Genomic DNA, 13,418 nt, shown 5'->3' with positions numbered 1-13,418 from the left:
AGGGGAGAGACGAGCAAGCTTGGAAGGAGCATTGGATACTGCTTGGCGAGGGCCAAGCCGAGCTATCGCGGTCTACCTATTTAGTGGGTTGACACTAGTGATATCGAGTCGTAGCCTGTGCCAAACCATTCTGAGTGTTACATCTATGCGTATTTCTAGGATTCAGATTCAAAACTTTCGGAACTTTGCCAAGCTGGATGTGTCGCTTGGTACACATGCGGTCATTGTAGGTGAAAATAAAATTGGCAAATCAAACCTACTACACGCGCTACGTTTGATTCTTGACCCTTCATTGCCGGATTCTGCGCGAAGGCTACGGGAAGAAGACTTTTGGGATGGATTGGAGAGACCCCTCGGTAAGGATGATCGCATCACGATTTCTGTTGATGTGGCTGACTTTGAGGACGATGAGAGTCAGCTCACACTTCTTTCAGAGCATTTGATCAATCCAAAGCCAATGGTTTCTCAGCTTACTTATGTCTGGCAACCCATGCCAACTTTGCTTGGTGCCCCGAAGAAGGAGGCTGACTATGAATTCTTGGTGTATGGCGGGGTCCGACCAGAGAAGCAGATCAGCTATGAATTGCGCAGGCGTTTGCCGATGGAGCTAATGCCAGCACTTCGAGATTGTGAGGGCGATCTCGCTCGGTGGACACGCTCACCACTTCGTCCTTTGTTGGACAAGGCGGCAGCAGAGATTGATCGTGGTGAGCTTGAGAAGCTCGCTAAAGCTGTCGATAAATCGACCGACAAGTTGACCGAGCTAGAAGAAGTGAAATCAGTTGCTCTATCTATCAAGGAGAAACTCATCGCAATGGTCGGTTCTGCACAATCATTGGAAACGGTTCTTCGTTTTTCCCCGACTGACTCAGCCAAATTAGTTCGGGCGCTTCGAATTTTCATCGATGGCGGACGCCGTGGTATTGCTGACGCAAGTCTTGGTTCGGCCAATGTGCTGTACCTAGCGTTGAAGAGTCTAGAATATGACCTGCTCGTTGAGGATGGAGACCGCGATCACACATTTTTGGCGATTGAGGAGCCGGAGGCACATCTCCATCCAACTCTCCAGAGGCTCATTTTTCGAAACTACCTACGGGTTCGTGGTGAGGAAGAAGGTAAGGATGTGGATCATGCTGCAACGATTTTGATGACAACCCATTCGCCTCATATCGCCAGCGTAACGCCTCTGGAAGACTTCCTACTCTTGCGTTTGAATAAAGAGGGTAATGCGACTGAGGCCGTATCAACGGCTTGTATTGCCTTAGAGGATGACGAGGTGGCAGACCTCGAGCGGTACATTGATGTAAATCGAGGTGAACTCCTTTTTGCCAAAGGTGTGATCTTGGTAGAGGGTGATGCCGAAAAGTTTCTAGTTCCCGTGTTGGCAAAAAACCAAGGCTACGACCTTGATGAGCTTGGTATTTCCGTCTGTTCGATTTCAGGGACTAACTTCTATCCATATCTCACGCTATTGGGCCTGAAAAATTTGGATATGCCTGTCGTGGCATTGACTGATTTTGATCCTCGAAAGCCGAAAGATGATGGTACTCCCAAGGAGCCTCTTGGTCCAGGGCGTGTTGTGAACGAGATGATGAGAGCATTGCTTGATGAGAAGACCTACGGGAAGAATGATTTTGAATCGTTGCTGAAGATGGCCTCGAAAAACGGAATATTCATGGGCTCCCATACCTTTGAGGTGGACTTGTTCAAGTCCGGTCTAAAAGATGAGTTGTCTAAAGTGATGGATGATGTCAGTACAAATGAGGCAATGAAGAAAAGGGTAAAGGGCTGGGCCAAAGATCTAAAATCTTTTGACGTCGAATCATTTCTCAATGACATCGAGCATGTGGGCAAAGGGCGCGTTGCCCAGCGTCTCTCTAGTATCCTTGCGGAGTCTGGAACAAGTTCGTGCCCTAGCTATGTCGCTCAAGCTCTGAAATATGTCTACGAAAAATGCAAGCGGGATTAAACCTGCATATATTTCGGCTGCAGAGCAGCTTCGCAAGAATGCCAAGCAGTGGCAGGCGTACAACTCTGTCGGTAACTGCGTTATTCTCGCCGGTCCTGGAAGTGGAAAAACTAAGACTCTTGCCATCAAGCTTGCCCGAATACTAGCTGAAGACGTCCAGCCGCCTCGTGGGATTGCCTGTATTACGTACAATAATCAGTGCGCACGTGAACTGAGGCGCCGGTTGTCGAAATTGGGTGTCGAAGATGGTGGTAGAGTGTCGATCGGAACGCTTCACTCATTTTGCTTGCAGCACATCATTTCGCCATATGCCCATCTCACGCCATTGCCCAAGAAGTTTCCGATAAACGTGGCCTCCGTAGACGAAGTCGATCGGCTCCGCGATCAAGCTTTACGTATGACCATAGGTGACGAACGTTGGACGGCAAGATTTGATAGGTATCGGCGGGACCACCTGGATAGAAACACTCCTGAATGGAATTCTGACGATGAAGATGCCGCGCGTGCCATTGAACAATATGAATTCCTCCTGGACGAGCTAGGCCTGATTGATTTTGACGGAATGGTCTTAATCGGATTACATCTCGTTCAGAACTACAGCTGGATTCGAAAGGCGCTGGCTGCTCGCTTTCCTGTGCTGGTTGTTGATGAGTATCAAGATCTGGGACATGCCTTGGATCGAATCGTTCAAAGTCTTTGCTTTGATGCAGGAATAAGACTTGTGGCAGTCGGGGACCCAGATCAGTCCATCTATGGTTTCACTGGTGCGGATCCATCGCTGCTCCGTAATCTTGCCGCAAGGAAGGATGTCGAGATGGTGCAGCTGCAAATGAATTATCGTTGCGGGGCTGCGATCATCGAAGCATCAGAGGTCGCGCTTGGTGAGGAGCGTGGATTTGAGTCCGCAATAGATGAACCAGGGGCCATATATTTTCATGAGCGGCCGAAAGGCAGTGAGGATCAGGCCGACTTCATTTGTCGAACGCTCATACCTGAGGCGCTCAAGCGTAGAGCAGGTCGCAAGCTTGGTGATATCGCAGTGCTTTATCTGGACAAAGGTGATGGTAGTAATATCGCTCGGGCTGTAAAGAATGAAGGGTGGCAGTTTATTCGTGTCGATGGCAATAACCCATACCAGCCCTCGACCGTGACATACTGGCTTGAGGATTGTGCTGCGTGGTGTGCCGGGGCGTGGAAGACCGGAGAAATTCGTTTATCTGAACTAGTGCGACAGTGGTTGGCATTTAATGAGAGCTTGCGAACGGAAAAGGAACAGCGTCTAGCGCGGATAACTTTGGTTAGTTTCCTGCAGGACTGGCGAGACCCCAATCGATCGTTTAATGAATGGCTATCTCAGCTCCTCAAAGAGGGGTTGGAAGTTACTCTGGGAAGAGAACCTAGGTTACTGGATGACAAGAAAAAAGTTCTGAATCTGTTTCAGATTACCTCGAATAATGGCCCATTAGAGGCTTTTACAGTTGGGTTCTTTGGAGGGCAAGGTGGATCACCCGATCATTTGAGTCTTACCACCCTTCATTCAGCTAAAGGGCTGGAATACGATGTCGTGATCATGTTTGGGTTGGAAGATGGACGAATGCCTTATTATGACGATTCAGGAGAAACCCTTCGTGAGAAAAGGCGGCTGTTCTATGTGGGGTTCACCCGAGCACGTCACGAAGTCCATATGGTCTATTCCGGTTGGTATCAAGACCGTTTCGGAAGAATTTGGAAGAAAGGCAGATCACGATTCGTTAGTGAGGTTGAAGCCAAACTTAGAGTCTGATGTCAGGCTGGACTTCGTGAGCAGGGGGTGAGGAGGGGGAAAGTGAGTGGAAGCCCTGCTTCGAAAGTTCAACCCTGTCAGCCGGCCACCGCGTTCTGGTTGTATTGCGCTGAACGTCTGAACCATTTCACGTCTTACGTTTCACTTTTCACGAGCGAAGCGCACAGGATCGTGTACGTGGGCTCGGCGCCATGTATGACAGCGCCGAGCCCACCCGCGTTCTTGTTACTTGGCTGCGCCGACTGCAGCGCTGGGGGCGCTGGTTGCTGCTGCTTTAGCAGGTGCACTCTCTTTCGCTGCAGCAGGCTGAACCTTTGCTGCTTCCGCTTTTGCTGGCTTGACGCTGTTCATGTTCCTGACGCCGCCTGGGACGCTCAGGTCCACCACACCGCCGAACGCTCCGGCAAAGGGGCTGCCTGGGGCAGTCTGGGAAGATTCCTCTGCCTGAGCGTACCCTGCACCGCACATCAGTCCCACTGCGATAACGGCGACTGCAACGTTCTTCTTGAAATTCATGATCTCTCTCCTTGATTAACTAGAGGTTTGATACGGCACTCTGCCCCCTGTTGGGGGTCTCATGGACAGGTATGACCGAAGTTCCTTCCTTTGTATGGGATGTCATTTATGAGGGTGAGGTGCTTCTGGATAGATAATGGTATGCACCGCTCATCCTAGCATGCGCATGAAAGCGTGTGCATGACCTATCAGAAGCCCTATTGGAAGACTGAACTCTCTGTGAATGGGGCAAGAAAAGTGGCAGGCTGCTTATTCGGAAGGTCTTGCCTCGCTAGCCGCCCACCGCGTCCAGAAAACGAAGAGCCGATGGCGTATAGCCTATGGCTGATAGCGTGAGTAGGAAACATCCCGTTTCCTGCATCAGCTATTAGCCATCGGCCATAAGCTCTTTCCTTCCTTCATACGCTCTTCTCCCCAACGAGATACGCTTCACGAGCGCCGGTCTTTTGCGCGCGTTTCACGTCTCACGTCTCACGTTTTACGTTTCACGAGAGATCTTTCGGGATTGCCGGGATCTTAGGCGGGGATGTCGATGTATTCGACTTGGCTGCTGGGGAGAGGGATTGGAAGGCCGTCTTCTTTGAGACCTTCCAGATGAAGTTCGATGGCTTCGCGAATGAGCGATTCGGTTTCGGCCACAGTGGAGCCGGTGGCGATGCAGCCTGGCAAATCCGGAACGTACGCCGCGTAGTTTGACGGGGATTTTTCGATCACAACGGCATAACGCATGCTAGTTCGCTCCCTTATCGGAACATGTCGTAGTCGTAGATGGAGTGGTGATGGCCGATGTAGCGGAGTTCGGCATGATCGGGGCGCACAAACTTGAAGATGACGCGATAGGCCCGGTCAATCCTGAAGCTCCAGACTTCGTGATGTTTCGGATGCAATTTTTCCACATGGAGTGACGGGTGGAAAGGATTGGTTTGGAACAGGTCGGTCTTGGTTGCGGCTTTGCGCTGGATGGTTTTGGGGAGCTTGTCGAAGAGGCGGTCGAACGTGGCGGTTGTCGAGATATCGATCATGACCGATTAGTCGACTAATTCTCGCAGTGACTTCCGCTTTGTTATTCGGCCTGCGCGATGGTCCTGCGCTGAGGCGTCAAGGGCGTCGAGGAATTCCTTCCGATACAGGCCGATCGAATCACAGAACGTTTCGAAGTTTTCTTTCGTGATTTTGATCTGCAGGCTGTCTTTTGTTTTCTTCACGACATTCGCGGCTAATGCGTGACCCATGGAGTTTCTCCCTCTTTAAAATCGAGAGTATTGTCTCCTATTTACTTCCGAGAGGCAAGCAAAGTGCGGGAGTCTAAGGCGTAGCGGCCTCCGCGCTCGGTCTTCGTCGTTCGGCGCTGGCTAAACGTCCAAAACGTTTCACTGTTCACGTCTTACGTTTCACGCACTCAATCCCCCTCCAAAGGTAGGGTATCGCTCATCCTGCTGCTGCGGTACTATTCGGCGTCATGGAGGCTGTGATGGCGCCAGCTCGGTATTTTCGAACGTATCATCGGTTCCCGCTCCACTATCCTGTCATCTTCGGTGGGGCGCCGTTCGTCGGCGAAGGCATGCTGACCAACTTGTCGTTGAAGGGCTGCTCCATCCTGTGCGATCGAGAGGTCCTTTGTGGCAGCGAGGTGCGGGTGAGTATGCTGCTCCCTAACCAGACGCAGGCTTTGTCCATCGAACTCGGCACGGTCAAATGGGTTCAGGGCGATCAGTTCGGGGTGGAGTTTCTGCGCATGCCACTGGTGGCACGGCAACGGCTCAACCGGACGTTGCGTGTTGAACTCATTCAATTGCTGAAGTCCCGGGTGGATGAAACCATGGTGCCAGCAGTCTTTTCAGAAAACCCCAGTCCCCCCGCAGAGTCCGTTCCCCGGCGTTCGTAACTTGTTGCTCGCCTCTCGCCTTTCAGCGAAGCTCGGAGATACTTCACACGAACCAGCCGGTTCCTCCGTTGACAGGTTTCTTTTCAAAGACTAACCTTTTGCATCGTTTCGATCGCGGGAGTATATCTGCGCGCAACAGGCGGACTGTCTGTCTGGTTGCTCGTGGCATGTTGTTTTTCGGGAGGATCGAATCGCAGAGGGAGCGAGGGCTCGTAAAATAGCATTGGTCATGTCAAAGGGGGTGTGCAGTGGCGACGTTAAAGACTGGATCAACGGGACCGGACGTGCGCGAGTTACAGCAGAAGCTGAAGGCGGCAGGTTTCGATCCGGGGCTTATCGATGGGGAATATGGGAACGGAACGGAGGCGGCGGTCTTTGCATTTCAGAAGAGCGAAGGGTTGTTGGCTGACGGGGTTGCGGGACCGCGCACGCTTGCGGCGCTGCATCTTGCCAAGCCGGCGGAGATTCCCAGCGCCATCCCTGGAGTCACCGTGGCGGTGGTCTCCCAAATGTTTCCGCATACGCCCATCGGGAACATCAAAGCGAACTTGCCTCCTGTGCTGGAGTCGTTGGTGGCGGCGGACTTGATCGAGACGCCTCTGGTCCTGGCAGCCCTCGCCACGATCAGGGCTGAGACCGAGGGGTTTGAGCCGATTGCGGAGGGACGATCACGGTTCAATTCTTCTCCCAATGGTCATCCCTTTGACCTCTACGACAACCGGAAGGATTTGGGTAATCAAGGACCGCCCGATGGCGAGCGGTTCCGGGGCAGGGGCTACATTCAACTGACCGGTCGCTTCAATTATGGAAAGTATGGCGAGATCATCGGTCTGAGCGATCAGTTGTCGAAGAATCCTGAGCGCGCGTCCGACCCCCACATTGCCGCCCAGTTGTTGGCCGCATTTCTCAAAGACAAGGAAGTGCCGCTCAGAGAGGCGCTGCTAGAAAACGACCTTAAGGCTGCGCGCCGTCTGGTGAATGGCGGGAGCCATGGCCTGGATCGTTTTTCTGAGGCTTATACGATTGGAGAGAGACTGATCGCGTGATGGTTCGTGTCTAGGAGGGAGTTGGAGATGCCAGAGTACCTTGCGCCGGGTGTGTATGTTGAAGAAATTCCAAGCTTCCGCCCAATTGCCGGTGTGGGGACCAGTACGGTTGGCTTTGTGGGAATCGCAGAGCGAGGTCCGATGGGGCCGCTCCTCATCACCAGCGTCCAGGAATATGGCCGCCTGTTCGGGGGCTATCTGCGCGAGGGGAGCCAGGACCGTTATTTAGCCTATGCCCTAGACGGATTCTTTCTGCATGGCGGTAAGCGGTGCTACATCGCGCGTGTGGCGTCGAAGGGTGCGACGGCAGCGGCCTGCACGCTTGACGGCACGATACGAGTGGAGGCGACCGGTCCGGGAGCATGGGGAAACAGGATTTCGGTCGAGGTCAGGACCATTTCGAGTGGGGCGAGCGCAAGCGCGAGTGCCAGCGCGTCCGGCGCCAGGCCGTTCAAGCTCATTGTCCGGTACTGGGCATCGGGGGTTCCAGGGAATGGGCAGCCAACGGTCCAGGAAGGTTACACCATTCTTTCTTCAGCGCAAGGCGCAGCCGGCAGCTCTGAGGATCTGATCATGGGGGCATCGTGCCTTGTGACGATCAATTGGGTTGGCGCTGCGGGACGCCCGGCAGATTCAGCTCCAGTTCTATTGCAGGGGGGGAGTGATGGCCCAGGTCCAGCCGAGCAGGACTTCAAGGATGCACTGGACCGGCTGGAGGGCATCGGGGAGATCAGTCTCCTCTGCGCTCCGGACGAGAATCAGTTTCCTCGCGTGACAGGTTATTTGCTGGATCAATGTGAAAAATTGCGGGATCGATTCGCGATTCTTCAAGCCCCGCTCGCAATTGCCGATATCGGCCAGCATCAGCCGCCACGCGACTCGACATTTGGCGCCTACTATCTGCCATGGCTGCGGATTCAACATCCTGAAACGAAGAAGGAGCAAATGATTCCGCCAGGAGGACACCTCGCGGGGATCTATGTCAGGACGGACAGTGAGCGAGGCGTGCATAAAGCTCCGGCGAATGAAATGATTCGAGGCCTGCTCGTGGATTCACACGATCAGGGGAGAGGACTGGCCGTGCAAGTCTCCACGGCATTGCAAAATGTGCTTAATCCTCGAGGCGTCAATGTTCTGCGATGCTTTCCCGGGAGAGGGTATCGCGTATGGGGGGCTCGGACGATGAGTGCAGATCCGGAATGGCGTTATATCAATGTGCGCCGGTTGGCTATATTTCTTGAGCAATCAATTGCGCGAGGCCTGCATTGGGTGGCTGTTGAGTCGAACCATGAGCCCTTGTGGGCGCAGGTGCGCCGTAGCATTGACGAGTTTTTGACTGGAGTGTGGAGAAAGGGGATGTTGCAAGGCGCCAAGCCGGAGGCAGCCTTTTTCGTCAAATGTGATGTCACGACAATGACCCAAGATGATATCGAGAAGGGCCGACTGGTTGCGTTAGTCGGGATTGCGCCGCTCAAACCTGCCGAATTCCTCATCTTCAAGATCGGACTACAGACCGGTGCATAAGGAGCCTCTGGTGGCGGATTATCCTGGCAGCGATCCCTATCGGCAGTTCAATTTTTTGGTTGAGATTGATGGAGTGATTATTGGCGGCTTCAGCGAAGCGAGCGGGCTGACTGCTGAAGTCGATGCCGGTGACTATCGGGATGGCAGGCCGGTGCGTGAAGTCGGGCGAAAGATTCCCGGCGCAAGGAAGGCTGCCACGATTACGCTCAGGAGAGGTCGGACACAGCGCAAGAAGCTGTTGGATTGGCGCCTGGCTGCTCTCAAGGGTGAGAGACAGCTGGTGAGTGGGTCGATTGTTCTGTTGGATGAAGCCCGTCACGTGAAGCTGCGCTGGAAGTTTTCGAATGGCATGCCGGTCAAGTGTCAGGGGCCTGATTTTAAGGCGACCGGCAATGACGTGACGGTAGAAACGTTGGAGCTCACTTGTGAAGGGCTCGCGCTTGATCGGAAGTGAGCGGCAGCCCCTTCCCTCAGCTCTCTGCTACCCGCTAGATGTTTCTCTACTCCCTACGGCGATCCGGTTGGCGTCACGATCCGGAACCGGACATCATCCACAAGCGTGTCTGCTGACGTTCGTTCTCCCGCAAACAACCCACAGTGGTAGAGACCAACGGTCCATCCCGTCTCAGGAGGGGATAACAGGAAATAGCCGGACTGGTCGTTCATGGTCGTCATGACGTGATCCTGTGCGATGGCGCGTGGTGCTCCCGTGATCCCTGATGCCTCCGGAGAGCATTGTGCCGTGAGGGGCACCGCATCATAGGAGGACGATACCAGCCTAAAGACCAGGTAGATCTCTTTCTGTGTAGTGGGAAAACTATCGCCTGGGTACAGGGGAATAAATTCATGAGCCCCGGTGGGAAAGTCGTCCCGCACGACCTTGCCAGTGGGGATGACAAATCGAAACCAGCTGAAATCGGCATCTCGGCCCATGAGCGAGGCCTGTTGGTCCAGGGGTTTCTGCGGTTTCAGCTGCTCGACGACTTTCAGATAGAGGTCTTCTTCCGGAGGGACTGTGGCGGGAGAGGGATCGTTGGATGGGACTGAGTTCGTGGCCTCATCCGTCAGTTTTGCCAGTTCGGGAACATGGGGCCGTACCTTCTCGATCCACCGGGTGATCTTCTTTTTATCGAGCACCCTGGTGTCCGGCGGGAGTGGCATGTTTTTGTTGTGCTTCTCAAACTCGACTGCTGCCTCATAGAGAATTTGAAAATGGACGAAGGCCTCTTCCCACTGTTCCAGTTCCACGAGACATTGGCCCATTCGAAAGACCGTGTCCGCATAGTCTTCGTCGCTGGGATTCAGGTTGGATATCTTGCCAAAGACAGTCAGGGCCTCCTTGCACCGGCTCAGCTGCATAAGGGTCAGCCCTAATTGATGATTGGCGAGGGGATCGTTGGGATTGAGTGCCAACAGCCGTCGATAGATCGGCTCGGCTTCCTGGTAGTGACCGGTCGAGAAGAGTCTCCAGGCCTCTGCGCGAATGGCGGCCCATTCCTTACGTTGTGCCGCAGTCATGTCTCGCGAGAGGACCGGGTCGAAGCGCCGGCCTCGATCGATGGAGATGCCACGGATTTGTGAGAGCAGATTCGCGGCAGGGAGCTCCAGCGGAGAGTCAGGCGGCAGCTGGTGCAGCACATATTGCACGTCAGCTTCCGCGTCTTGGTAATTCAGGAGGTCAAACCGCGCCCGGGCCATCGCCAATCGCCAGCCGAGCATATCCGGAACGAGTTCGACGGCTTTGGCATAGAATGCTAGTGATTCTTCCAGACGATCGAGTTTTCTGAGCTCCTGTGCCAGCCGTAAATGAATCAAGGGATTCTGGACGTCGACCTGTGCCATATGCCGCAATTCGTCGACGGATTCCTCTCCCTGTCCCCACCGTGTCAACACACTCCACTTGGCCCATCGGACATCCAGCGCGGTTGGTGTCTTGGCAAGGACCGTTTCATAGGCCGCCACCGCCTCTCGGGGGTCTCGGGAGGTGGCGAGAATATCACCGCGTAATTTGTGGAGCGTGAGCGCGGAGGGATGGTCGTGAATCCCTTGATCGAGAATCTCGAGCGCAGCATGTATCGCGCCACTTTCCCAGACGGCTTTCGCACGTTCGGCTACAGTCGTTTCCGAACGCGGCTGTAGGTCCTCCGCGGACGCAAAGGCCCCCATCGTCAACGCCGCGGCAAGTGATAGGCTCAGGAACCTGGCGAGGGGGCGGTATCGTGGCCGGACAGCAGTATTTTGCATGTGAGCAGGCAGCGATTTATTCATAAACAGGGGGGTAATGATTGAGATTCATTATACCAAGAGGCCCTGTGATGGTGAAATAAGCTACCGCCGTTATCGCCTAATATCATAGAGGCAAATCTTTCGGTGTGGAGAGGCTGCTTGATATCGAATGATGTGGATTCACACCAATTTGACTTCTAGTGAGGTGGCTTACGCGGCCTTTTTTATCGCGTGGGACCTCGGCAGTCGCAGGACTGGTTGCTGCTTTCAGCACGAATGTTTTCATCGTTCAGTAGGAGATTCGGCAGGCCGTGCAGAACCAGCCTCTCGCGAGCCATCCGTCGACCAGGCGATGCGTTGTTCGTCACTTTTGGGGGACCCTGGCTTTGGGTCGGTCCTATTTCTTTGAGAGGCACAGCAGGAGGGAAGGATTCGCGAGGAGAAGAACGAGAGACTTTTTGCAGTGTGTGGCGGGCCTTCTCCCAAGACTTCTTGTAGGGGTAGTCAGCAAATCGTAGCCATTTTCTTGTTCATCCTTTCTCTCGCAATCCCTCCTCGGCCAGTACCTGGTCGATCTGTTCCCGAACATGTTACGAGGCAGGGGATTCTTACTTTGGACAGTCGATGATCGTATGAGGGATTTTTGAGGGTATTCAAGCCCACTGTTCAAAGGCATGGTCCTGTTACTGGGCCACCAGGGCTGGTTCCTCGCGTCCGCGGGCGGAATAGGCAGAGGCCTGTACGTCGCGGGTGAGGCACTCGCGCCCGAAGGTGATCAGGTGGTGCCCGACCATCGCGATCTGGAATACCGACTCGACGTTACCCTGGCGCAGCTCACGCCAGGTCATCTTCCAGAATTCTTTCCGGTAATCGCTACAGATTCCGACCCGCCAGGCGGTGCGCGAGAAGATCTCGACTGCGCGCCGGACGTTGGCCCAGGTGAGCTGGTCCAGCGGGCGTACCGGCCGCTTGCGGTGCACGTACGTCTTCTTCGCCTGCGTGGCGTAGCGCGCGTAGATCTTTCTCGGCTCGTACGTTTCTTGGATTACTCGCTTCCAGTTTGCCACCACGGTTTCGTAAGGCTGTAGGTACTCAATGTTCGAGTCGCGCCCCTCGCCAGAGTTCAGGCGACTTGCCTTCTGGAGCCGCTCGTAGAGCGGTGTATGTGGCAGGGCGACGAGCAGGTTCGGCGTCACGATCGGGATCTGGGCCGCCTCAATGAATTCCAGGATCGCGTCCGGCGTCTCCGGGGTGTCAGTGTCTAGGCCGAGGATGATCCCGGCAGCGACCTCGATCCCGTAGCTGTTGATCGTGTCCACGGATTGGAGGATCGGTGTGCGGAGGTTCTGCTTCTTGCTCATGGCGCGCAAGGCGTCCGGCTCCACCGTTTCGACGCCGCAGAAGACATTTGTCATGAACGCCTCGCGCATGAGCGTCAGGATCTCCGGGTACTCGGCGACGTTCAGCGTGAGTTCACAGGAGAGGCGAACCGTATAGTCGCGGCGCCGCTGCCACTCGACAAGGTGCGGCAGGAGGTTCAACGCGGCCCCGGGATTCCCGATGAAGTTGTCGTCCACGAAGTAGATCGACGGCGTTCCGCCGTCCGCGAGCTCATCGAGTTCGGTCAGAATCTGTTGCGGGCTCTTGAGTCGTGGGTTTCTCCCGTAGAGCGCGGGGATGTCGCAGAATTCACAGGTGAAGGGGCAGCCGCTGGAATATTGGACGCACCCGAGCAGGTACTGACGGACGTCGATCAGGCGATAGGCGGGCGTCGGGAACTGGGTCATCGGAAGGCGGTCGACGGTGCGGTACACGATCTGCTGCTCGGGGCGTGCAGCAGTCTCGTCGAGCCGGTGGAATAGATCGAGCGTCCCGTCTCCCACCTCGCCACAGTGCAGGAGGTCAATTTCCGGATAGAGCTCGGGCGCCGCGGAGACCGAAGGCCCGCCGAGAGCGATCACCTTGCCTGCGCGGTGCGCACGGCGTGCGAGGTCGAGAATCTGCCTGCGCTGAATGTGCATGCCCGACACGAGGACGGCGTCGGCCCAGGCGAACTCGCTCTCCGCCACAGGGCGGATGTTTTCGTTGACGAACCGGACCTGCCATTCCCTTGGCACGAGCGCCGCGATGAGGAGTATCCCCTGGGGCGGCATGAAGGCCTTGACGGGTCCCATCAGGGGAAAGGCGTGATCGAAGGTGCCGAAGGCCTTTGTATAGGCGGGGAAGACGCAAAGGATCCGCCGTACATTCGCCGGGCGGAATGTCCGGACGTTGACCGTCGGAGCAAGGAGCGTCGAAGACACCAACATGCACGCCTCTCTTTCATAATAGGTCGCTCCGGACGATTTCCAGACATCCAGCCAGGCTACCGTCACCGGTCGCGGTTGGTACTGCCGTGTACCTCGATTCCCTGCTTAGGGGCGACCTTAACAGATGGGTTATTATCATCACATCTCTTCTTTTCACGCT

Annotated in this window: 12 protein-coding genes and 1 pseudogene; 7 read left to right on the top strand and 6 right to left on the bottom strand. The window is 55.0% G+C overall.

The window, feature by feature from the left end:
* The first annotated feature begins 145 nt into the window (after nucleotides 1-145).
* The 3 genes and pseudogenes from NT179_03490 (at nucleotide 146) to NT179_03480 (ending at nucleotide 3,752) form a co-directional block, all read left to right on the top strand.
* Nucleotides 146-1,969 (top strand): AAA family ATPase, encoded by a 1,824-nt coding sequence (locus NT179_03490; GenBank protein MCX5721078.1) that lies wholly within the window; start codon nucleotides 146-148, stop codon nucleotides 1,967-1,969.
* Nucleotides 1,941-2,750, top strand: a pseudogene (locus tag NT179_03485) (UvrD-helicase domain-containing protein). The gene NT179_03490 and the pseudogene NT179_03485 overlap by 29 nt, the downstream one beginning before the upstream one ends.
* 48 nt (nucleotides 2,751-2,798) lie before the next feature.
* On the top strand, nucleotides 2,799-3,752 hold the full coding sequence (locus NT179_03480; protein MCX5721077.1) for an ATP-binding domain-containing protein: 954 nt from the start codon (nucleotides 2,799-2,801) through the stop codon (nucleotides 3,750-3,752).
* A 225-nt stretch (nucleotides 3,753-3,977) separates the two neighbouring features.
* Here NT179_03480 and NT179_03475 read toward each other — a convergent pair whose 3' ends face one another.
* From NT179_03475 to NT179_03460, 4 genes are all read right to left on the bottom strand, one after another.
* Complete coding sequence (locus tag NT179_03475) at nucleotides 3,978-4,268, bottom strand: hypothetical protein (GenBank protein MCX5721076.1); 291 nt, start codon at nucleotides 4,266-4,268, stop codon at nucleotides 3,978-3,980.
* A gap of 516 nt (nucleotides 4,269-4,784) precedes the next feature.
* On the bottom strand, nucleotides 4,785-4,997 hold the full coding sequence (locus NT179_03470) for a type II toxin-antitoxin system HicB family antitoxin (GenBank protein ID MCX5721075.1): 213 nt from the start codon (nucleotides 4,995-4,997) through the stop codon (nucleotides 4,785-4,787).
* Nucleotides 4,998-5,011: 14 nt separating this feature from the next.
* Nucleotides 5,012-5,290 carry a hypothetical protein gene (locus tag NT179_03465; protein MCX5721074.1) on the bottom strand — a complete coding sequence of 93 codons (279 nt, stop codon included), beginning with the start codon at nucleotides 5,288-5,290 and terminating at the stop codon, nucleotides 5,012-5,014.
* Between the two features lie 6 nt (nucleotides 5,291-5,296).
* Nucleotides 5,297-5,500: a hypothetical protein gene (locus NT179_03460; protein ID MCX5721073.1), complete on the bottom strand. Its 204-nt coding sequence runs from the start codon at nucleotides 5,498-5,500 to the stop codon at nucleotides 5,297-5,299.
* Between the two features lie 239 nt (nucleotides 5,501-5,739).
* On the opposite strand from NT179_03460, the gene NT179_03455 reads away from it, so the two are divergent.
* The 4 genes from NT179_03455 (at nucleotide 5,740) to NT179_03440 (ending at nucleotide 9,177) form a co-directional block, all read left to right on the top strand.
* On the top strand, nucleotides 5,740-6,153 hold the full coding sequence (locus NT179_03455; protein MCX5721072.1) for a PilZ domain-containing protein: 414 nt from the start codon (nucleotides 5,740-5,742) through the stop codon (nucleotides 6,151-6,153).
* A gap of 248 nt (nucleotides 6,154-6,401) precedes the next feature.
* Nucleotides 6,402-7,199 carry a peptidoglycan-binding protein gene (locus NT179_03450; GenBank protein MCX5721071.1) on the top strand — a complete coding sequence of 266 codons (798 nt, stop codon included), beginning with the start codon at nucleotides 6,402-6,404 and terminating at the stop codon, nucleotides 7,197-7,199.
* 27 nt (nucleotides 7,200-7,226) lie between these two features.
* A complete protein-coding gene (locus NT179_03445; protein MCX5721070.1) occupies nucleotides 7,227-8,723 on the top strand; it encodes a phage tail sheath subtilisin-like domain-containing protein in 1,497 nt (498 codons plus the stop codon).
* A 10-nt stretch (nucleotides 8,724-8,733) separates the two neighbouring features.
* Nucleotides 8,734-9,177 (top strand): phage tail protein, encoded by a 444-nt coding sequence (locus tag NT179_03440; protein MCX5721069.1) that lies wholly within the window; start codon nucleotides 8,734-8,736, stop codon nucleotides 9,175-9,177.
* A 53-nt stretch (nucleotides 9,178-9,230) separates the two neighbouring features.
* Here the strand turns inward: NT179_03440 and NT179_03435 are convergent, their stop codons facing one another.
* Both NT179_03435 and NT179_03430 read right to left on the bottom strand, forming a co-directional pair.
* Nucleotides 9,231-10,967, bottom strand: a complete 1,737-nt coding sequence (locus NT179_03435) for a tetratricopeptide repeat protein (protein MCX5721068.1) — start codon at nucleotides 10,965-10,967, stop codon at nucleotides 9,231-9,233.
* 665 nt (nucleotides 10,968-11,632) lie between these two features.
* A complete protein-coding gene (locus tag NT179_03430; protein ID MCX5721067.1) occupies nucleotides 11,633-13,258 on the bottom strand; it encodes a radical SAM protein in 1,626 nt (541 codons plus the stop codon).
* Between the last annotated feature and the right edge of the window lie 160 nt (nucleotides 13,259-13,418).

The organism is Nitrospirota bacterium, assembly GCA_026387665.1.
Classification (GTDB): domain Bacteria; phylum Nitrospirota; class Nitrospiria; order Nitrospirales; family Nitrospiraceae; genus Palsa-1315.
The sequence above is the reverse complement of the archived record's forward strand: the minus strand, read 5'-3'. Positions and strand labels throughout refer to the sequence as shown.